This window comes from Roseovarius conchicola (genome assembly GCF_041403425.1).
Classification (GTDB): domain Bacteria; phylum Pseudomonadota; class Alphaproteobacteria; order Rhodobacterales; family Rhodobacteraceae; genus Roseovarius; species Roseovarius conchicola.
In genome coordinates, this window is record NZ_JBGEHK010000001.1 from 1,135,806 (window position 1) to 1,154,244 (window position 18,439).

An 18,439-nucleotide genomic window follows, 5' to 3' on the forward strand; every position below is an offset into this window, starting at 1 on the left:
AGCTGATCCCGGCACCAATTGATCTCAAATCGGCTCGATATCCCCGGCTTCTCGGGTGGCGTGAAAGCCCGCTTCCCAATTGTCGAATGAACCTTGCGCAATCGCTGTGCGCATTCCGTGCATTATTTCCTGATAATAATGCAGATTATGCCAGGTCAGCAGCATGCCGGAAATCATCTCTTGCGCCCGGAAAACGTGGTGCAGATAGGCGCGCGAATAGTTGCGGCAGGCCGGGCATGTACAATCCTCGTCCAAGGGGCGCGGATCATCGGCATGACGGGCATTCTTGATGTTGACCACCCCGCGCCGGGTAAACACCTGCCCCGTGCGCCCCGAGCGGGAGGGCAGAACGCAATCCATCATATCAATGCCACGCTTCACCGCGCCAACGATATCATCCGGCTTGCCCACGCCCATCAGATAGCGCGGCTTATCCTCGGGCAGCATGTCAGTGGCGTAATCCAGCACACCAAACATCGCCTCTTGCCCCTCGCCCACGGCCAGCCCGCCAACCGCATAGCCATCAAACCCGATTTCCTTTAGTTTCTCGGCACTTTCGGCGCGAAGCTCAGGTGTGACGCCGCCCTGCATAATGCCAAACAGCGCATGTCCGGGGCGATCTCCGAACGCCTCTTTCGACCGGGCCGCCCACCGCATCGACAGGCGCATGGATTTGGCGACCTCCTCGTCTGTCGCCGGCAGTGCCGGGCATTCATCGAAACACATCACGATATCACTGCCCAGAAGCCTTTGAATTTCCATCGAACTTTCGGGGCTCAGCATATGTTTGGAGCCGTCAATATGGGACTTAAACGTCACCCCCTCTTCGGTCAGTTTGCGCAGATCCGCTAGGCTCATCACCTGAAACCCCCCTGAATCCGTCAAGATAGGCCTCTCCCAGTTCATGAACCTGTGCAAGCCCCCCAGCCGCGCGATCCGTTCGGCCCCGGGACGCAGCATCAGGTGATAGGTATTGCCCAGCAGGATATCCGCCCCCGTTGCCCGCACGCTTTCCGGCAGCATCGCCTTGACCGTCGCCGCCGTCCCCACGGGCATAAACGCGGGCGTGCGAATTTCACCCCGCGGTGTGGTGATCACGCCAGCGCGCGCAGCACCGTCTTCAGAAGTCTTTTCAAACGAAAATTTCACGCCCATATCCCGGCTTTATCCCTTTTGCCCCTCCATAAAGCGGTTTACTCTGCCTTGCAAAACACTCGTAGCAACCCCATCTGTATACTATTGCATACACAAAAAGAGGGACCTTCATGACCGAAGAGATTATTCTGGATCTTATATCGTCGAACCTGATTTACCTGCTGCTCGCGATCCTTGTGATCGTCGTTATTTTCAAGGGCGTTCAAATCGTCCCGCAATCCGAACAGCATGTCGTGGAACGCTTTGGCCGGCTGCACAAGGTGTTGGGACCGGGCATCAACCTGATCGTGCCGTTTCTCGATGTGGTACGGCACAAGATCTCGATCCTTGAACGTCAGCTTCCCAATGCCAGCCAGGATGCGATCACCAAGGATAACGTGCTGGTGCAGGTGGAAACCTCGGTGTTTTACCGCATCACCGAACCCGAAAAGACCGTTTACCGCATCCGGGACGTGGACGCCGCGATTGCCACCACCGTGGCCGGGATCGTGCGCGCCGAGATCGGTAAGATGGATCTGGATGATGTACAGGCCAACCGCAATCAACTGATCTCGACCATCAAGACGCTGGTGGAAAGTGCCGTGGATGACTGGGGCATCGAAGTGACCCGCGCCGAAATTCTGGATGTGAACCTGGATCAGGCCACCCGCGACGCCATGCTGCAACAGCTGAACGCCGAGCGCGCCCGCCGTGCCCAGGTGACCGAGGCCGAAGGCACCAAACGCGCGGTCGAGCTGAACGCCGATGCCGAGCTTTACGCCGCGCAGCAAGCCGCCAAGGCCCGCCGGATCGAGGCCGATGCCGAGGCTTATGCCACCGGTGTCGTCGCCGCCGCCATTCAGGCCAACGGGCTTGAGGCTGCGCAGTATCAGGTCGCCCTGAAACAGGTGGAATCGCTGAACGCCATGGGCAGCAGCCCGTCCTCGAACACGATTCTGGTCCCCGCCAACGCGCTTGAGGCCTTTGGCAACGCCTTCAACATGCTGAAAGGGAAATCGTGATGGCCGGTGTCGCCCTGTGGAGCCTCTGGTGGGTCTGGCTGGCGGCTGCCCTTGGTCTGGCCATCCTCGAGGTGGCTGTGCCGGGCTTTGTCTTCCTCGGGTTTGCAATTGGCGCGGCGGTCACAGCGCTGGTGGTGCTGTTGCCGATCGAGCTGGGCCTGACCGCCCTGCTGGCCATCTTCGCGATCCTGTCGCTGATTGCATGGATCGTGCTGCGCCGCCTGTTCAAGACGCCGGATGACCAGACCCGCGTGATCCGCGAAGACATCAACAAGTAAACTGCACGGCGCGGACGGGCACGATTGCTCAGTTCGCGCCGCTTCCATCGAACTGCGAGGCAATCCATTGCTGGATCGAGCCGTTTGAATAGGCCGGATTGACCAGCCCGGAGCGCTTGAACCTGACATCGTCAGGCCCGCCCGGCCCATGATCGTTTGACAGGTTCTGGTTCGGAATGTGTATCGTCAGATCACTCACCTGGCGGGGCACGGGCACGCAATTGGCCTCCGCACCGCCATAGGATTCTGCTACAGGAACCTGACGGAACACTCTGAAATCTCTCAGTAATATATCATTTCCCGACAGCACCACGCCACTGTTCAGCACATCGCGCACCTGATGGGTCACATAGCCTGACAGGTGCTTGCTGCGCGCCCAGACACCACAGAGATGCGGTGCGCCGTTAATCTTGCGTGCCTCAAGGGCCACGCTGATGCCGCCACCGGTGGTAAAGACACCACCACCCAGCGTCGGGTTGGCCCCCAGCGTCACGTTTGGGCCCGCCTCGGCAACCGGGGCAAAACTCAACCCGCCAAGGGCAAGACCCAACACAAGTGCGGTACGGCGCATGGCAACCTCCATCTCCATCGCGTGCAGTGTCGCGCAGGAGGATGCCGCGCACAAGAGCGTTGCACAGTCTCAGCGGCCACTTGCTTGCATCCCCTATCGGTTGTCCCGATGATGCCCGGATAACAAACGCGATGAACAAGCAGGGACATTCAAATGAGTGATCAAGACGAGCCACAAACCCTCCAATTCGGATGGGAGGAGTGGATTGCCCTGCCCGACCTCGGCGTTCCGGCCCTGCGCGCCAAGGTCGACACAGGCGCACGCACCAGTGCGTTGCATGCGTTTGACATCGAAACCTTCGGGTCTGCCGCCAAACCCAAAGTGCGCTTCACTGTCCACCCTATTCCGGGCCGCGATGATCTGGTGATCCCTTGTTCGGCCCCGATCGTGGACCGGCGCGATGTGGTGTCCTCCAATGGCGAAAAAGAGTCGCGCTACGTGATTGAAAGCACGTTGTCGGTGAATGGCGACAGCTGGCCGATCGAGATCACGCTGACCAACCGCTCCACCATGTCGTCGCGCATGTTGCTCGGGCGTCAGGCCCTGAAGGATCACATTTCAATCGTGGCAACCGACCGCTTCTTGCAGCCCGAGCTGAGTTACGATGTCTATCATTCCTCGAAGATGCGCCATGCCCAACCCAAACGTGCCTTGCGCATCGCCGTGCTGTCGCGCGAGGACAATTATTCGACCCGCCGACTGGTGGAGGAAGGCGAAGCCCGTGGCCATTCCGTTGAAGTGATCAACACGACCCGCTGTTACATGGCGATCAACACCCTGGCCCCCGAGGTGCATTACGATGGCAAGCGCCTGCCCCGGTTCGATGCGGTGATCCCGCGCATCGGCGCCTCGATCACCCCCTATGGCACCGCAATTATCCGGCAGTTTGAAACCATCGGCACCTATTGCGTGAACCCCTCGGCCGGCATCACCGCCAGCCGGGACAAGCTGTTTGCCCATCAACTGATGTCGCGCGCCAAGATCGGCATGCCCAACACCGCCTTTGCCGCCTCGCCGCAGGACACCGGCAACCTGATCGGGTTGGTCGGCACGGCACCTTTGATCGTGAAGCTTTTGGAAAGCACCCAAGGCAAAGGCGTTGTCTTAGCCGAGACGAAAAAAGCCGCCGAGTCGGTGATCGACGCCTTCCGGGGCCTCAAGGCCAACTTTCTGGTGCAGGATTTCGTCAAGGAAGCGGCGGGCGAGGATATCCGCTGTCTGGTGGTGGGCGGCAAGGTTGTCGCCTCGATGAAACGCACCGGGGCCGAGGGCGATTTCCGCTCGAACCTGCATCGTGGCGGGTCGGCCAAATCCGTGCGCATCACCAAGGCCGAGCGCGAAACCGCGCTCAAGGCCGCCAAGGTGTTCGGCCTGAACCTGGCCGGTGTCGATCTGCTGCGCTCCGAGGCCGGTCCGAAAGTCTTGGAGGTCAATTCCTCCCCCGGGCTGGAGGGGATCGAAAACGCCTCCGGCAAGAACATCGCCGGGCTGCTCTATGAGACCATCGAAACTCGGGTCCGCCCTGCCCCGATCCGTCGACGCAAAGCCGCGGCCAAATCGTAGGACCATCGCATCACAGGCGCCAGGTTTATGCGCTCTTAACCATTGTACAAAATGGGTTCTGGCCGTCCGGAACTCACCCCAAAATGTACAAAACCCATCTGCGCGCCCCTCTGGACGCCGCATCAGATAAACCCTATATGTTTGGTCAGGAATGACATCGCAGGACCCGCAGATGACCCACAGCCCCGAACCGCTTGAAGGTGCCCCGCTGATCGCACCCTCCACCACGGATCACCCGCTTTACGATCAGGTGGTCGAGGCCTGCCGCTCTGTGTTTGACCCGGAAATTCCGGTCAATATCTATGATCTGGGCCTGATCTATACCATTGATATCAATGCGGAAAGCGAAGTCAAAGTCATCATGACCCTGACCGCCCCCGGCTGTCCGGTTGCGGGCGAAATGCCCGGCTGGGTGGCCGAAGCGATCGAGCCGATGCCCGGCGTCAAACAGGTGGATGTCGAACTGACATGGGAACCGCCCTGGGGCATGGATATGATGAGCGATGAGGCCCGCCTAGAACTGGGCTTCATGTAATCGCAAGTCAATTTACTTGCCTTTTTAAAATGCAAGCACTATAACTTGCTTATGCGCTGGGCCGTTCTCACCGGAGATATTGTAGATTCGTCCGATATGTCATCGGCCGATCTGGATGCTGTGATGGCGGCCCTTGCTGCGATCCCGGCGGATGTTGCGGATTGGACATTTCCAAACGCCGCCGTGAAAATACACCTGTCCCGGAGGGGTGGAGATGGCTGGCAAATGGCGATGTCCCGCCCGGTCTTTTCCCTGCGCATCGCGTTGTTTTTACAAGCAAATATCAAAGCCAACGGGGCGAGCACCCGGATTGCGGTGGCCACTGGAGAAGGCCATGTGCCCGACGTCCCTGACCCCGATCTCAACAGTGCCCATGGCCCTGCTTTTCAGGCCTCAGGTCGCTTGCTCGAGCAGTTGGACAACCGCACCCTGATGGCCCATGCCGATGGCGGCGCACTGGACGCGGCGTTTCGCCTGGCCGATCATATTTCACAAGGCTGGACCCAAGCACAGGCCCGCGCACTCTGCCTGATGCTGCCCCCCGGCGCAGGCCCTCGGCGGGTGGCCGCCAAGCAATTGGGAATCTCGCGTCAGGCGGTCGATCAAGCCTTGAATGCGGCAGGCTATCCGGCCCTAATGGACGCCATTGAAGCAGTGGAGGCCGCATTGGAATGATCGAGACATTCACCGCCCTTCTGTTCGCCCATGTGCTGGCCGACTTCGCGCTTCAGACCAATTGGATCAATAAAAACAAGGCCAAACCCCATGTGATGCTGCTGCATGGTGCGATTGTCTGGATCACGGCCCATGCCGCGTTGGGGCAGGTTTATGACCCGACACTGGCCGTGCTGACCGCCGCGCATCTGGTGATTGACGGGATCAAGACATGGGGTGGGTTTCGCAGCCTGACAGCCTTTGTCACCGATCAGGGGGCCCATGGGGTCACCCTTCTGGCCGCCACCTATTACGCGCCCACGCTGTGGCAAAGCGGGCAATGGGCCACCTGCCCGACCCTGTTGCCCTTGATGGCCCTTCTGAGCGGCCTCATCCTCAGCCTGACGGCCGGGCAATATGCTGTCGGCCTGCTGATGCGCCCACATAGCCAACGCATCCGCAATGTCGGCCTGCGCGAAGGCGGGCGCCTGATCGGCTTGCTGGAACGCGGGCTGATTTACGTGATGATCCTGGCCAATCACCCACTTGGGGTGGGCTTTTTGATCGCTGCAAAATCCATCCTGCGCTTTGGCACCGCCAGCCGCGATCAGCGCACCGCCGAATACGTGATCATCGGCACGCTGGCCTCGTTCGGATGGGCCATCGCGATCACAATCGGCATCCAAGGTCTGCTTTCTGCCCTGCCCCCGCTTGAGATCATGCCCAAGTCGCCCTAGATTTACTCCAAACGCGCAAAAGGACGGACCATGTTTGGCATTCCGGGAAAACAGGCTGTGACTATCTCGCCCAAGGCGGCGGCGCAAATCGCGCAACTGATGGAAAAGGGTGGCTCCAAGGGCCTGCGCATCGGCGTCAAGAAGGGTGGCTGTGCGGGCATGGAATATACCATGGATTACGTGTCAGAGATCGATCCAAATGATGAACTGGTCGAACAAGACGGCGCGCGGGTGATGATTGCGCCCATGGCCCAGATGTTCCTGTTCGGGACCGAGATTGATTATGAAACCTCGCTGCTCGAATCCGGTTTCCGGTTCAACAACCCCAACGTGACCGAAGCCTGCGGCTGTGGCGAGAGCATCAAGTTCAAAGATGTGGACGAGCTGGAAGCCGAGAACGGCCAGGGCTGACCCATGGCTGTCAGTGACGAAGAGATTGCCTTCGCCACCGATCTTTTCTCGGACCTTGGAGAGATTACCACCCGCAAGATGATGGGCGGCCTGTGCCTTTATCACCAAGGCACGATCTTCGCGATCCTGCATTCCGAGTTTGGCATCATGATCAAAGGCGCCGGTGCGTTTCAGGACCGGCTTGAGGACATGGGGTGCTCCCGCTGATCCTATACCCGCGACAACGGAAAGACCGCGCAAATGCCTTATTGGCGCCTGCCCGAGAGTGCACAGGATGACCCGGATGAGGCCTCAGCATTAGCTCGCGAGGCTTTGCGTTACCTTTAACCGGCGTTTTTCAGGTGCAGATAGGTTTCTTCATAGCGTTTGGTCAGATGCTCACCAGCCAGGATCACCTGATCTGATCCGCGCGGGGCAACATTGGTGTTGTAATTTGGGTTGAAGAACATCGGGATCGAGATGCGTTCCGCCTTGGTGCCTTTCACGCGGTGGGGCGTCGCCACCACACGCTTGTCGGTCCACATTTGCAGCATTTCGCCGAAATTGATGATAAACGTGCCCGGCTCGGCTGTGACCGGGATCCAGCCCCCACCGCGTTTGCGCACCTCAAGACCCGGTGTGCCATCAGTGGCCAGCAAGGTCAGACAACCGTAATCAGTGTGCGTGGCGATGCCAAAATCCTTCTCACCTGCCCACTCGGGGCGTTCAGGGTAGTAATTGCCACGCAGCAACGCCATCGGGCGGTCAAACTTGTCGGCAAAGTAATCCGCATCCTCGCCCGTCGCCGTGGCAATCCCGCGCAAAATCTGCATGGAGACGCGCATCGCCTTGTCATAATAGCCCGCGATGGTCTTTTTGAACTCGGGGCGGTCCTGCGGCCACTGGTTGGGCGCATACACCCCCAGGCCGGATTGGCGCAATGCATCGCCTTCGGGCAGCTCAAACCCGCAATCAAACACCTGCTTGTAATCGGCATTGGCGTTGGGATCGACCTGTTCAGAGCCTGAGGCGCCCCATCCGCGGTTTGATCCGGTGCGGGCCATATCCACCTGCGCCTTCTCGGCCTCGGGCAACTGAAAGAAATCGCGGTAAACCTCGATCACCTGCTCTACCTCATTGCGGCCAAGCTCGGTATTCACAACGGTCAGGAAACCGAGCTCTTCCGCGCCTTCCCTCAAACGGGTCAACGTGGCGGCATCGCGGTCCATAACGGCCTGAAGGTCAATCTGCGGGATCATGGTATACCTCATAACGACTGTTAACCGGGGTATGCCGCGCCATGATTGCAACTGCAACCTGCTCTTGACTGGCAGGGCGGTTCACGAAACAAACCCCTCACTTACATCCTTACAGATAGGCACACATCGATGAGACGCAAGCTGGCCGCCGGAAACTGGAAGATGAACGGAACACGCGCGTCCCTGTCCGAGGCTCAGGCAATTGCAGCCGCGCACCCCTCGCCCGGCGCCGATGTGCTGCTGTGCCTGCCCGCCACGCTGATTACCTCGGCCGATGGGCTTTTGGCCGATACCCCTGTGATGGTCGGCGCACAGGATTGCCACCCTGATGCGGCGGGGGCACATACCGGCGATCTGTCAGCCCCGATGCTGGCGGATGCCGGGGCGAAGGCTGTCATCGTCGGCCACTCCGAGCGGCGGGAAGATCACGAGGAAAGCAGCGAGATGGTGCGTGCCAAGGCCCGCGCGGCGCATGAGGCCGGAATGATGGCGGTGATCTGTCTTGGCGAATCCCTGGCCCAGCGAGAGGCGCAAAACACACTGGATATCATCGCAGGTCAGCTGTCATCGTCTGTGCCCGATACGAGTACCGGGGAAAACACAGTGATTGCCTATGAACCGATCTGGGCCATAGGGAGCGGTCTGACCGCTACAACCGAGCAGATCGGTGAGGTCCATGATTTCATCCGCGCCCGTCTGGAACGGCGTTTTGGCGCAGAGATCGGCAATGCGGTGCGCTTGCTTTATGGGGGGTCGGTGAAACCTGCCAATGCCGCCGACATCTTTGCCGTAGCCAATGTCGATGGTGCGTTGGTCGGCGGAGCCAGCCTGTCAGAGGCCGATTTCACCCCCATTATCAAAGCCTTGGAAACCAACGCGTAAGACGAGCACCCAAGAAAATTCGCACGAGTTTTCTTGCCCCTACAGCGGCAACATGGTGGTCGACTTGATCTCTTCCATCGACAGCAAGGCCGTCACGTTGTGTACCTTCACCTCGGAGATCAGCGCCTGATAGAACGTGTCATAGGCCCGTGCATTGGCCACGCGCACCTTCAGGATATAATCGATATCCCCGGCCAGCCGGTGCGCCTCTTGCACTTCGGGGCGGTCCCGCAGAGCTTTCAGGAACCGCGCCTGCCAATCGGCATCATGTTCTGACGTGCGGATCAGCACAAAGAAACAGGCCTCAAACCCCAGCGCCTCGGCATCCAGCAGATAGGTCTGTTGTTTGATGATTCCGCCCTCGCGCATCTTGCGAATCCGGTTCCACACCGGCGTCTTTGAACTGCCCACCAACTTGGCAATATCGTCCAGCGATTGCCCTCCGTCGGCTTGCAGTTGCACAAGGATTTTCCGGTCAAGTTCATCCAGGCGAACAGACATTTCGATTTTTCCTTTTTCATGGAACACCCCGGTTGGACGACGTCCAAACTAGAACAATTTTCCTTATTCGCCCGACATACTGGCGTAATTCCGGGAATATTTTCTATATTGGGCAGGAAGTCAATCGAAACAGCAGGCCATGCTATGTCCGTTTTTTCCTACCTCAAGCGCCGCGCGCGCCCCGCACCGGGCCAGGTGGCCTTTGTCGGCGCCGGACCGGGGGATTCCGAGCTTTTGACGGTAAAGGCCCTGCGCGCGCTCGAAGCGGCCGAGGTGGTGATCCATGACCGCCTTGTGTCGCGCGACGTGCTGGATCTTGCTGGCCCACACGCGCGGCTGATTGATGCCGGGAAAAAGGGCTTTGGTCCTTCAACGCGCCAGAGCGATATCAACGCTTTGATTGCCAATCATGCCCTGTCCGGTGCACGCGTCGTGCGCCTGAAAGGCGGCGATCCAACCGTGTTTGGCCGTCTGGACGAAGAAATTGATGCTCTGACGGCGGCGGGAATCGATTGGCATATCGTGCCCGGTATCACTGCCGCCTCCGCCTCGGTGGCCGCAATAGGTCAAAGCCTGACCAAGCGGGGCCGAAATGCGTCGATCCGTATTCTGACAGGTCACGATATGAAAGGCTTTGCCGATCATGAATGGCGCGCCCTGGCCCGCCCCGACGAAGTCGCCGCGATCTACATGGGCAAAACGGCATCGCGTTTTATTCAGGGTCGCCTGCTGATGCATGGTGCCGCCCCCGTCACGCCGATCACCCTGGTTGAAAATGCGTCCGGACCGGATCAGCGCATCATCGAAACCACGCTTGCACAACTGCCCGGCGATCTGGCCGAGGCCGATCTGACTGGACCCGCCCTTACCCTTTTCGGCCTTGCGCCCCGTGCCGCCCAAACCGCCCTGCCCCACATCCCAGCACAGGAGCTTGCCTGATATGCCCCGCGAATTTACCCCTAAAGTTGTCACTGGAAACGCCCTGATCGAAGGCGACGTGATTTACCTCACAACCGATGATGACTGGACCCGCGATCTCTCCGAGGCCGAGTTGCTGACCGATCAAGGCCACGCCAATCTGCGCCTGCTGATGGCAGAAGGACAGCCCGATATCGTGGTTGGACCCTACCTGGCCGATGCTGTCGAAAGTGCGGATGGCCCGCAACCCACCCATTTCCGCGAGGCGTTTCGGCGCACCGGCCCCTCGAACTACTTCCACGGCAAACAGGCGGAGTTGAACTGATGTATGATTATTCCGAATTTGACGCCGCCTTCGTCGCGCAGCGCAATCGCCAGTTCCGCCACCAGGTGGAACGCCGCATTTCCGGCGCGCTGACCGAGGACGAGTTCAAGCCCCTGCGCCTGATGAACGGCCTTTATCTGCAACTGCACGCCTATATGCTGCGCGTGGCGATCCCCTATGGCACGCTCAACAGCCGCCAGATGCGCCAATTGGCAATGATCGCCGAGCGGTGGGACAAGGGCTATGGCCATTTCACCACCCGTCAGAACATCCAGTATAACTGGCCCAAGCTGAATGATGTGCCCGATATGCTGGATGCGCTGGCCGAGGTGGGCATGCATGCCATCCAGACATCGGGCAACACCATCCGGAATGTCACCGCCGATCACTTTGCTGGCGCGGCCGCGGATGAAATCGCCGATCCGCGCCCGGTGGCCGAACTGATCCGGCAATGGTCGACCGATCATCCGGAATTTCAGTTCCTGCCGCGCAAATTCAAGATCGCCGTGACCGGTGCGCCGAACGACCGCGCCGTGACCATGGCACACGACATCGGGTTGCAGATCGTCGAGCAGGACGGCGAGATCGGCTACCGTGTCATCGTTGGCGGAGGCCTTGGTCGTACCCCGATGATCGGCAAAGTGATCCGTGACTTCGTCTCTCAGGACGATCTGCTGCCTTACATCGAAGCCGTGGTCAGCGTCTGGAACCTGCTGGGCCGGCGCGACAACAAGTACAAATCGCGCATCAAGATCACCGTGCATGAGCATGGCATCGACGATATCCGTGCCCGCGTGGAAGACCGGTTTGCCGTGATCCGCCCCACCTTTACCGGTATCGACACAGTGCTGTTTGAAGACATCAAGGCCGCCTTTGCGCCCCCGGCCTTCCGCAAGGATAGTACGGCGATCTTTGAGACCGCCTATAAGACCGATCCGATCTTCCGGGCCTGGTCTGACACCAACCTGGCCGAACACCGCGCACCGGGTTACGCGATCGTACAGATCAGCCTCAAGGCGCATGGGGCGACACCGGGCGATGCCTCGGCTGAGCAGATGCGCGTCATGGCCGATCTGGCCGAGGCTTACGGCCATGATCACATCCGCATCAGCCACGAGCAGAACGTCATCCTGCCCCATGTACACAAATCCGATCTGCCCGCGCTGCATGCGGTGCTGAAAAAAAACGGGCTGGGCACGGCCAATATCGGGCTGGTTTCCGATATCATCGCCTGCCCCGGCATGGATTACTGCGCCCTGGCCACCGCCCGCTCGATCCCAATTGCTCAGGAGATTGCCACCCGGTTTGACGAGCTGAAACTGGAACAGGATATCGGCGATCTGAAGATCAAGATCTCGGGCTGCATCAATGCCTGTGGCCACCACCATGTGGGTCAGATCGGCATTCTTGGGCTGGATCGTGCCGGCGTGGAAAACTACCAGATCACGTTGGGTGGTGATCACACGCAGGATGCGGCCATCGGTCAGCGGACCGGCCCCGGCTTTGCCTATGATGAAATCGTCCCGGCGATCGAGCGTATTATCTATGCTTATCTCGATCTGCGCACCGGACCCGAGGAGGCCTTCCTTGACACCTTCCGCCGTGTCGGCATGGACCCGTTCAAAGCCGCCCTTTACGAGCAGGCCCAGACACATGCTGCCGAGTGATCTGACCACCCGTGTGTCGGGGCTGAACGAATGGTACCGGCTGAACTCGGCCACCTCCGTGCTCAGCCATGCGCTCACCTCGCAAGAGGCAGGCAAGCTGGCGCTGGTGTCCAGTTTCGGGGCGGAATCCGTGGTGCTGCTGCATATGGTTTCGGTGATCCAGCGCGAGACGCCGGTGATCTTTATCGACACCGAAATGCTGTTCACCGAAACGCTGGTCTATCAGCAGGAACTGGCCGAGCGTCTGGGCCTTGCCGATCTGCGTATTATCCGCGCCAGCCAAGCCGACTTGCGCGCCCAGGATCCCGATAGCACGCTGCACCAACGCGCGCCCGATGCCTGCTGTGCGCTGCGCAAAGCCGCCCCATTGCAAGCCGCTTTGCAAGGGTTTGACGGCTGGATCACAGGGCGCAAACGCTATCAGGGTGGCACGCGCGCCAGCCTTGATTTCTTTGAAACTGAAGAGGGCACGGGACGCATGAAAGTGAACCCACTGGCCCATTGGACCCGCGACGACGTGCAGACCTACATGGAAGAAAACCGCCTGCCCCGGCATCCGCTGGTCGCGCGCGGGTATGCTTCGATTGGCTGCATTCCCTGCACCACGCCGGTTGCCCCCGGCGAAGACCCACGCAACGGCCGCTGGCGCGGTCAGGACAAAACCGAATGCGGCATTCACATGGTGGATGGCAAGTTCGTACCCCAAGGAGAGAGAGCATGAGCATTCTTGTCAAAGACACTGGTTTTGAGAGTGACGATTGGGACGGCGAATTCGCCGCCCTGAACGACGCGCGCCCCGATGTGGCGATTGACCTGGCATCCAGCAATGACCCGGTTGAACTGGCCGGTCGGCTGGAGGATATCCCGATGATCCGCGTGGATTTTCCCAGCTTTTCGGATGGCCGGGGCTTTACCATCGCGCGCCAATTGCGCCTGATGGGATACAAGGGCCGCCTGCGCGCCCGGGGCCATATCATCGCCGACCAATACACCATGGCGCGCCGCGCCGGGTTCGACGAGGTCGAAATCAGCGATGAGATGGCCGAGCGTCAGCCGGAATCCCATTGGCTGTTCCGCGCCGATTGGCAGGTGCATGACTATCAGGCCCGCCTGCGCGGATAAGTCCGGGGCAAAGCCCCTTCACCTGACCCAGATCAAAGATTACTAAAGGATGTCGGTTTAACAGATCGGCACTGGATGAATTATGAACGAGATCACGCCTGTGACCGAAGCCAAGCCTATCAAGGCCCCGACCCTGCCCGACGCACAAACCGTGACGCAGGTGAAACACTGGACCGACCGTCTGTTTTCCTTCCGGGTCACACGGCCTGCCTCTTTGCGCTTCCGCTCGGGCGAGTTCGTGATGATCGGGTTGATGCAGACCGATGAAAAGACAGGCCGTGAGAAACCCCTGCTGCGGGCCTATTCCATTGCTTCGCCGTCATGGGATGAAGAGCTTGAGTTTTATTCGATCAAGGTACAGGACGGCCCGCTGACCTCGCGCTTGCAACATATCCAGCCGGGCGATGAGATCATCCTGCGCCCCAAACCGGTGGGCACGCTGGTGCATGACGCGTTGCTCCCGGGCAAGCGCATCTGGTTCTTTGCCACCGGCACCGGCTTTGCGCCTTTCGCCTCGCTTCTGCGCGAACCTCAGACCTATGAGGATTACGACGAGGTGATCATCACGCATACCTGTCGCGAGGCGGGTGAACTGACCTATGGGCGCGAAATGATCGAAAGCCTGCAGCATGATGAATTGCTGAACGAGGTGATCGGCGAAGGCTTCTGGAAAAAGATCAAATACTACCCCACAACCACCCGTGAAGAGAGCCCCAAGATGGGCCGGATCACCGACCTGATGCGCTCGGGCGAGGCGTTCGAGGATCTGGGCGTGGCCCCGCTCTGCCCCGAGCATGATCGCGCGATGATCTGCGGCAACCTGGCATTCAATCTGGAACTGAAGGACATGCTTGAGGAATACGGGCTGACCGAAGGGGCCAATTCCGATCCGCAGCAATACGTGGTTGAGAAGGCGTTTCTGGATTAAGCCCGGCGCACACGAAACCCCGTAAACTCACGGCTCGAATCTCCGCTTCGGGATAGCCTGTCTCGAAGCGGTTCTTATGACCGATACGACCCATTCTTCACCGACGCTTTTGCTCGGGGCATTCGGCTGATGGGGCTGTGCAGACCTGCATGCTTCTGGCAATAGCAAAGACAGAAGCGTATGTTTGATGGAATGTCAGACACATCTAAATACATTCATGGCAGTTCACCGCAGGAACGACACCGGTTGTCCTTGCTCAATACCATCCTGAACGAATCCTGCCTGCGGGAACTCGACCTCCGGCAAGGAGAGAGCATTCTGGATATCGGCAGCGGGCTTGGTCAATTCACACGCCTGATGGCGCAGACAGCCGGTGGTCAGGCCCGTACCATGGGGATTGAGCGGGATCCGGAGCAACTCGCGCAGGCGCGAAAGCTGGCGGAAGAGGCGGGCGAGGCTGATCTTGTCGAATTTCGGGAGGGTGATGCCATGGCGCTTCCCCTGCACAATTCCGAATGGGGATCATTCGATATGGCCCATGCGCGGTTTCTGCTGGAGCATGTGTCACGCCCGGCAGGGGTGGTTGAACAGATGGCGCGCTCCGTGCGTCCGGGCGGGCGAGTTGTTCTCTGCGACGATGATCATGGCGATTTCCGGCCCTGGCCCGAGCCAGAGGGCTTCCGCGCTATTTGGCGGGCCTATGTCGGAACGTTCGAGACGCTTGGCAATGACCCATATGTCGGGCGCAAACTGGTGTCATTGCTTGCCGGGGCCGGGCTGATCCCTGTTCGCAATGGTGGCGTGTTCTTTGGCGGTTGCGCTGGCGATGGCAGGTTTGACGCCATTGCCGACAACTTGATAGCGGCGTTTCTCGGGGCGAAGGATGCTATGATGTCGGGCAACCTGCTGGACGAAACGGCCTTCGATACGTCCATTGACGAGTTGAGACGCTGGAAGGCAAGCCCCTCCTCCGCCCTATGGTATTCAGCCTGTTTCGCCGAAGGAATCGTGCCGAACTAAAGGTTCTGGCGTTGCCTGACATCGGTGCCAATTGGTTGGACCCGCGGTGGTTCGGAGACAGCGTAATCAAACACCCCGAAAAAAGGCGGTGCGGCAGAGGGCCGGGACAGCGGCAAGCCATGACTGCGAGGATATGAAAGGCGTCCGCTTTCCAAACCTCGCCGACAATCGCCATGAAAAAACCCGCGCTGGTTTCCCGGCGCGGGTTTCCTTTTTTGCTGCGTAAAAGCTTACATGCCCAACGCGCTCTTCACAGCGTCCAAAGCGGCCTGAAGCAATTCAGGATTATCCTGCGCGGCTTTGAGGCTTTCGGTCAGCACGTTCTGTTGCAGATCGCCAATGTCCGAGTTCGCGATCAGTTCGCTGACTTTCTCCATGTTAAAGCCGTCAACCGTCAGCAGCGACTCGTCGACCGCTTCAGCAGCGGTCTCTGTCGCTGCTTCGCTGGCTGTATCAGCAGCTTCGCTGGCCGTTTCGGTTGCCGCTTCTGTTGCAGTATCAGCAGCTTCGGTCGCGGTGTCTGCAGCCTCCGCCGCCGTATCGGCAGCCTCAGCGGCCGTGTCCGCTGCTTCGGTTGCGGTATCAGCCGCCGCATCTGCAGCTTCTGTCGCCGTGTCGGTCGCCTCGGCGGCAGCGTCGTCCGCCGCGCCTGTGACGCCGTCGACAGCCTCGGTTACGCTGTCCACGGCATCATTGGCCGCCTCGGTGGCCGTATCCACAGCGCCTTGCGCTGCATCGGTCACGGCATCCGCTGCATCACCCGCCGTCTCGGCTGCGGTGTCAACGGCATCCGCGGCCGCATCTGCCGCCGCATCCGCAGCTTCAGTCACGGTGTCAGCGACATCGCTGGCCGCCTCGGTGGTTGCATCGACCGCATCGCCAGCAGTATCGGCCGCGGCATCTGCGGCATCACCGGCAGTATCCGCAACACTTTCGGCACCGCTGGTCACGGTCTCTGTGATCTCTTCCACCGACTTGCCGGTGAACAGCATATAACCGCCCGTAAGAACGACGATGGCCAGAACAATCCATAGCAGGTTTCTCATAAAACTTTCCCCTTAGAACATGAGGCCCAGACTTGATCACGGGCCATTATGGTTGTGAGAACCAGATGCCGTCAGAAAAGAAAAGCCACAAGGGGGAATGTCGCGCTTTTCGGCTCAGAACAGCCGATATTCGCGCTTGAATCACGCCGGGGGCGCGTTTACCTTGCAGCCTCAACATTTTAGAACCACCGAAGGAACAAAATCATAGCCCGCAGACCCCACAACGCGCCGCCCACGCGCGACACCGGCCCTCGCATCAATGAACGCATCACCTCTGACGAAATCCGCCTGATTGGCGCGGATGGCGAAAATGTGGGTGTGGTTTCACCCGCCCGCGCGATGGAAATGGCCGACGATGCTGGGTTGGATCTGGTCGAAATCTCGCCCAATGCCAGCCCGCCTGTCTGTAAAATCATGGATTTCGGCAAGTACAAATACGAACAGCAAAAACGCGAATCCGAAGCCCGCAAAAAGCAAAAAGTGATCGAGGTGAAGGAGGTGAAGTTTCGCCCCAACACCGATACCCACGATTATGACGTCAAGATGCGCAACGTTTTCAAATTTCTGGAAAATGGCGACAAGGTGAAGATCACGCTGCGCTTTCGCGGTCGTGAAATGGCGCACCAACAGCTGGGCCGCGAATTGCTGGATCGGGTGGCCGAGGACACCAAGGATCACGGCAAAGTCGAACATATGCCGAAGATGGAAGGCCGCCAGATGATCATGATCATCGGCCCGACCAATAAGTAAGCCAACACGAAAGCACGGAATAAAAACGCCCGCCGGAATCTCTCCGGCGGGCGTTTTTTATCGCGGTTATGCCTGTTCGCCTATCTGGGCTCGACGGTTTCGGCCAAGGCCTCGGCGCGCGCGGCGATCTCGGCCAGGGCATCGGTGACATTGGATGGCACCACGGGCACCTCGATCCGCTCGGGTGCAGGTGTGGGTTGTGCGCGCAACTGGTTCAACTCGGCCTCTTTCTCGGCCATGCGATCTTCGATATCCCGCAGCTTGTCCTGCAACCCTGCCGTCTTGTCGGCCAACATCAGCCCGGCCATGAGCAACATGCGCGACTCGGGGATGCGCCCGATCTGGGCGGCCAGCACCTCGGCCTCTTCGTCCAGCATCTTGGCGGCCGAGTGCAGGTAATGCTCTTCACCATCCTGACAGGCCACGTCAAAGTTGCGTCCGCCAATCTCGATACTCACTTCCGGCATTATGCATCCTCCGATTCGGGTGAAGCCGTTCCGTTCAACAGTCGCGTCAGCTCGCCCATGACCGCATCCGTTTCCGCGCGATCCGCATTGCGCGCGGCGCGCAGCCCTTCCAGCTCGGCCAGCATGGCCTTGTTGATCAGGTGTGGTTCGGCCACGCCTGCTTCAACCGCTTCGCGCAGGGCCTGATTATTGTCGCGCAGCTGTTGGTTGGCGCGGCGCAACCCCTGAAGTTCACTATCCAGCTTTTGCATCGTCTGGCGCTGTTCGTCCCGGGCGGATTTCGTGGCCGCCTCGATCTCGTCCAGATGCGCCTTCATTCGCTTGTTACGCTCTTCAAGCTGCGCACTGACGGTTTTCTCATCGTCCAGTTGTTGTTGCAGCGCCGCCAGTTCTTCGGCATCCGCGCCGCCTGATGATCCTGCGGCTTCCAGCCCCTGACTGATCCGATCAAGCGCCGCCGTGATCCGGCCCTGCAGCTCGTCTATCTGGCTCATATCCTCACACCTCAACCTTGGTCTTCGCGGCATCGGCGAATCGCCCTGCCCCCTCGTGCACCCAAGTTTACAGACAAACCGACAAAAACGCCCCCCCTTTGCGGGATCGTCCCTGAGGCGTGCTTGATCTTTGGTCTGCGCCTGATATGCAGGCGTTTAACTGACGCCCCGATCAA

Annotated in this window: 23 protein-coding genes and 1 pseudogene; 17 read left to right on the top strand and 7 right to left on the bottom strand. The window is 59.6% G+C overall.

Annotated elements, in window-relative coordinates; genetic code table 11:
• Positions 1-24: 24 nt before the first annotated feature.
• Positions 25-1,155, bottom strand: a complete 1,131-nt coding sequence (tgt, locus tag V6N02_RS05545) for a tRNA guanosine(34) transglycosylase Tgt (protein WP_371224495.1) — start codon at positions 1,153-1,155, stop codon at positions 25-27.
• Positions 1,156-1,265: 110 nt separating this feature from the next.
• Between tgt and V6N02_RS05550 the strand changes: the two genes are divergently transcribed.
• The gene (locus tag V6N02_RS05550) at positions 1,266-2,156 is read left to right on the top strand and encodes an SPFH domain-containing protein (RefSeq protein WP_371224496.1); all 891 of its coding nucleotides are present in this window, start codon (positions 1,266-1,268) and stop codon (positions 2,154-2,156) included.
• Positions 2,156-2,434, top strand: coding sequence for an NfeD family protein (locus V6N02_RS05555; protein WP_371224497.1), 279 nt, complete (start codon positions 2,156-2,158; stop codon positions 2,432-2,434). Before V6N02_RS05550 ends, V6N02_RS05555 begins: the two co-directional genes overlap by 1 nt.
• A gap of 28 nt (positions 2,435-2,462) precedes the next feature.
• On the opposite strand, the gene V6N02_RS05560 is transcribed toward V6N02_RS05555, so the two are convergent.
• The gene (locus V6N02_RS05560) at positions 2,463-3,005 is read right to left on the bottom strand and encodes a hypothetical protein (protein WP_371224498.1); all 543 of its coding nucleotides are present in this window, start codon (positions 3,003-3,005) and stop codon (positions 2,463-2,465) included.
• 153 nt (positions 3,006-3,158) lie between these two features.
• Between V6N02_RS05560 and rimK the strand changes: the two genes are divergently transcribed.
• From rimK to V6N02_RS05590, 6 genes are all read left to right on the top strand, one after another.
• Positions 3,159-4,568, top strand: coding sequence for a 30S ribosomal protein S6--L-glutamate ligase (gene rimK, locus V6N02_RS05565; RefSeq protein ID WP_371224499.1), 1,410 nt, complete (start codon positions 3,159-3,161; stop codon positions 4,566-4,568).
• A 172-nt stretch (positions 4,569-4,740) separates the two neighbouring features.
• Complete coding sequence (locus V6N02_RS05570) at positions 4,741-5,103, top strand: SUF system Fe-S cluster assembly protein (RefSeq protein ID WP_371224500.1); 363 nt, start codon at positions 4,741-4,743, stop codon at positions 5,101-5,103.
• Positions 5,104-5,154: 51 nt separating this feature from the next.
• Positions 5,155-5,778 (top strand): MarR family transcriptional regulator, encoded by a 624-nt coding sequence (locus tag V6N02_RS05575; protein ID WP_371224501.1) that lies wholly within the window; start codon positions 5,155-5,157, stop codon positions 5,776-5,778.
• The gene (locus V6N02_RS05580; RefSeq protein WP_371224502.1) at positions 5,775-6,494 is read left to right on the top strand and encodes a DUF3307 domain-containing protein; all 720 of its coding nucleotides are present in this window, start codon (positions 5,775-5,777) and stop codon (positions 6,492-6,494) included. The genes V6N02_RS05575 and V6N02_RS05580 overlap by 4 nt, the downstream gene beginning before the upstream one ends.
• A 30-nt stretch (positions 6,495-6,524) precedes the next feature.
• On the top strand, positions 6,525-6,905 hold the full coding sequence (locus V6N02_RS05585; RefSeq protein ID WP_371224503.1) for a HesB/IscA family protein: 381 nt from the start codon (positions 6,525-6,527) through the stop codon (positions 6,903-6,905).
• 3 nt (positions 6,906-6,908) lie between these two features.
• Positions 6,909-7,112, top strand: a complete 204-nt coding sequence (locus V6N02_RS05590) for a TfoX/Sxy family protein (protein WP_371224504.1) — start codon at positions 6,909-6,911, stop codon at positions 7,110-7,112.
• Between the two features lie 116 nt (positions 7,113-7,228).
• Here V6N02_RS05590 and V6N02_RS05595 read toward each other — a convergent pair whose 3' ends face one another.
• Positions 7,229-8,143 (bottom strand): isopenicillin N synthase family dioxygenase, encoded by a 915-nt coding sequence (locus V6N02_RS05595; RefSeq protein WP_371224505.1) that lies wholly within the window; start codon positions 8,141-8,143, stop codon positions 7,229-7,231.
• A gap of 129 nt (positions 8,144-8,272) precedes the next feature.
• On the opposite strand from V6N02_RS05595, the gene tpiA reads away from it, so the two are divergent.
• Entirely contained in the window at positions 8,273-9,025 is a 753-nt protein-coding gene (tpiA, locus tag V6N02_RS05600) for a triose-phosphate isomerase (RefSeq protein ID WP_371224506.1), read from the top strand.
• A gap of 39 nt (positions 9,026-9,064) precedes the next feature.
• Here tpiA and V6N02_RS05605 read toward each other — a convergent pair whose 3' ends face one another.
• Positions 9,065-9,526 carry an Lrp/AsnC family transcriptional regulator gene (locus V6N02_RS05605; RefSeq protein WP_371224507.1) on the bottom strand — a complete coding sequence of 154 codons (462 nt, stop codon included), beginning with the start codon at positions 9,524-9,526 and terminating at the stop codon, positions 9,065-9,067.
• Positions 9,527-9,637: 111 nt separating this feature from the next.
• Here V6N02_RS05605 and cobA point away from each other — a divergent pair.
• The 7 genes and pseudogenes from cobA to V6N02_RS05640 all read left to right on the top strand — a co-directional run.
• Positions 9,638-10,465: pseudogene (gene cobA / locus V6N02_RS05610) on the top strand (uroporphyrinogen-III C-methyltransferase); the annotation flags it as partial.
• A gap of 1 nt (position 10,466) precedes the next feature.
• Complete coding sequence (locus tag V6N02_RS05615; protein WP_371224508.1) at positions 10,467-10,769, top strand: DUF2849 domain-containing protein; 303 nt, start codon at positions 10,467-10,469, stop codon at positions 10,767-10,769.
• Entirely contained in the window at positions 10,769-12,436 is a 1,668-nt protein-coding gene (locus tag V6N02_RS05620) for a nitrite/sulfite reductase (protein ID WP_371224509.1), read from the top strand. Before V6N02_RS05615 ends, V6N02_RS05620 begins: the two co-directional genes overlap by 1 nt.
• On the top strand, positions 12,423-13,157 hold the full coding sequence (locus V6N02_RS05625) for a phosphoadenylyl-sulfate reductase (RefSeq protein WP_371224510.1): 735 nt from the start codon (positions 12,423-12,425) through the stop codon (positions 13,155-13,157). The genes V6N02_RS05620 and V6N02_RS05625 overlap by 14 nt, the downstream gene beginning before the upstream one ends.
• Entirely contained in the window at positions 13,154-13,558 is a 405-nt protein-coding gene (locus tag V6N02_RS05630; protein WP_371224511.1) for a DUF934 domain-containing protein, read from the top strand. The genes V6N02_RS05625 and V6N02_RS05630 overlap by 4 nt, the downstream gene beginning before the upstream one ends.
• An 82-nt stretch (positions 13,559-13,640) precedes the next feature.
• Positions 13,641-14,486, top strand: a complete 846-nt coding sequence (locus V6N02_RS05635) for a ferredoxin--NADP reductase (protein ID WP_371224512.1) — start codon at positions 13,641-13,643, stop codon at positions 14,484-14,486.
• 192 nt (positions 14,487-14,678) lie between these two features.
• On the top strand, positions 14,679-15,506 hold the full coding sequence (locus tag V6N02_RS05640; protein ID WP_371224513.1) for a class I SAM-dependent methyltransferase: 828 nt from the start codon (positions 14,679-14,681) through the stop codon (positions 15,504-15,506).
• 230 nt (positions 15,507-15,736) lie between these two features.
• Here the strand turns inward: V6N02_RS05640 and V6N02_RS05645 are convergent, their stop codons facing one another.
• Entirely contained in the window at positions 15,737-16,552 is an 816-nt protein-coding gene (locus tag V6N02_RS05645; RefSeq protein ID WP_371224514.1) for a translation initiation factor 3, read from the bottom strand.
• Positions 16,553-16,843: 291 nt separating this feature from the next.
• On the opposite strand from V6N02_RS05645, the gene infC reads away from it, so the two are divergent.
• Positions 16,844-17,302 carry a translation initiation factor IF-3 gene (gene infC / locus V6N02_RS05650; RefSeq protein ID WP_478013482.1) on the top strand — a complete coding sequence of 153 codons (459 nt, stop codon included), beginning with the start codon at positions 16,844-16,846 and terminating at the stop codon, positions 17,300-17,302.
• An 80-nt stretch (positions 17,303-17,382) separates the two neighbouring features.
• On the opposite strand, the gene V6N02_RS05655 is transcribed toward infC, so the two are convergent.
• Entirely contained in the window at positions 17,383-17,769 is a 387-nt protein-coding gene (locus V6N02_RS05655; RefSeq protein ID WP_371224515.1) for a cell division protein ZapA, read from the bottom strand.
• On the bottom strand, positions 17,769-18,263 hold the full coding sequence (locus V6N02_RS05660) for a hypothetical protein (RefSeq protein ID WP_371224516.1): 495 nt from the start codon (positions 18,261-18,263) through the stop codon (positions 17,769-17,771). Before V6N02_RS05660 ends, V6N02_RS05655 begins: the two co-directional genes overlap by 1 nt.
• Between the last annotated feature and the right edge of the window lie 176 nt (positions 18,264-18,439).

Excerpts from the sequence above, each read along its gene's own strand:
- V6N02_RS05580 (WP_371224502.1), top strand. The coding sequence starts at position 5,775 with ATGATCGAGACATTCACCGCCCTTCTGTTCGCCCATGTGCTGGCCGAC.
- tpiA (WP_371224506.1), top strand. The coding sequence starts at position 8,273 with ATGAGACGCAAGCTGGCCGCCGGAAACTGGAAGATGAACGGAACACGC.
- V6N02_RS05550 (WP_371224496.1), top strand. The coding sequence starts at position 1,266 with ATGACCGAAGAGATTATTCTGGATCTTATATCGTCGAACCTGATTTAC.
- rimK (WP_371224499.1), top strand. The coding sequence starts at position 3,159 with ATGAGTGATCAAGACGAGCCACAAACCCTCCAATTCGGATGGGAGGAG.
- V6N02_RS05630 (WP_371224511.1), top strand. The coding sequence starts at position 13,154 with ATGAGCATTCTTGTCAAAGACACTGGTTTTGAGAGTGACGATTGGGAC.
- V6N02_RS05585 (WP_371224503.1), top strand. The coding sequence starts at position 6,525 with ATGTTTGGCATTCCGGGAAAACAGGCTGTGACTATCTCGCCCAAGGCG.
- tgt (WP_371224495.1), bottom strand. The coding sequence starts at position 1,155 with ATGGGCGTGAAATTTTCGTTTGAAAAGACTTCTGAAGACGGTGCTGCG.
- V6N02_RS05660 (WP_371224516.1), bottom strand. The coding sequence starts at position 18,263 with ATGAGCCAGATAGACGAGCTGCAGGGCCGGATCACGGCGGCGCTTGAT.
- V6N02_RS05595 (WP_371224505.1), bottom strand. The coding sequence starts at position 8,143 with ATGATCCCGCAGATTGACCTTCAGGCCGTTATGGACCGCGATGCCGCC.
- V6N02_RS05620 (WP_371224509.1), top strand. The coding sequence starts at position 10,769 with ATGTATGATTATTCCGAATTTGACGCCGCCTTCGTCGCGCAGCGCAAT.
- V6N02_RS05625 (WP_371224510.1), top strand. The coding sequence starts at position 12,423 with ATGCTGCCGAGTGATCTGACCACCCGTGTGTCGGGGCTGAACGAATGG.
- V6N02_RS05590 (WP_371224504.1), top strand. The coding sequence starts at position 6,909 with ATGGCTGTCAGTGACGAAGAGATTGCCTTCGCCACCGATCTTTTCTCG.
- V6N02_RS05645 (WP_371224514.1), bottom strand. The coding sequence starts at position 16,552 with ATGAGAAACCTGCTATGGATTGTTCTGGCCATCGTCGTTCTTACGGGC.
- V6N02_RS05605 (WP_371224507.1), bottom strand. The coding sequence starts at position 9,526 with ATGTCTGTTCGCCTGGATGAACTTGACCGGAAAATCCTTGTGCAACTG.
- V6N02_RS05655 (WP_371224515.1), bottom strand. The coding sequence starts at position 17,769 with ATGCCGGAAGTGAGTATCGAGATTGGCGGACGCAACTTTGACGTGGCC.
- V6N02_RS05635 (WP_371224512.1), top strand. The coding sequence starts at position 13,641 with ATGAACGAGATCACGCCTGTGACCGAAGCCAAGCCTATCAAGGCCCCG.
- V6N02_RS05560 (WP_371224498.1), bottom strand. The coding sequence starts at position 3,005 with ATGCGCCGTACCGCACTTGTGTTGGGTCTTGCCCTTGGCGGGTTGAGT.
- V6N02_RS05575 (WP_371224501.1), top strand. The coding sequence starts at position 5,155 with ATGCGCTGGGCCGTTCTCACCGGAGATATTGTAGATTCGTCCGATATG.
- V6N02_RS05615 (WP_371224508.1), top strand. The coding sequence starts at position 10,467 with ATGCCCCGCGAATTTACCCCTAAAGTTGTCACTGGAAACGCCCTGATC.
- V6N02_RS05570 (WP_371224500.1), top strand. The coding sequence starts at position 4,741 with ATGACCCACAGCCCCGAACCGCTTGAAGGTGCCCCGCTGATCGCACCC.
- V6N02_RS05640 (WP_371224513.1), top strand. The coding sequence starts at position 14,679 with ATGTCAGACACATCTAAATACATTCATGGCAGTTCACCGCAGGAACGA.
- V6N02_RS05555 (WP_371224497.1), top strand. The coding sequence starts at position 2,156 with ATGGCCGGTGTCGCCCTGTGGAGCCTCTGGTGGGTCTGGCTGGCGGCT.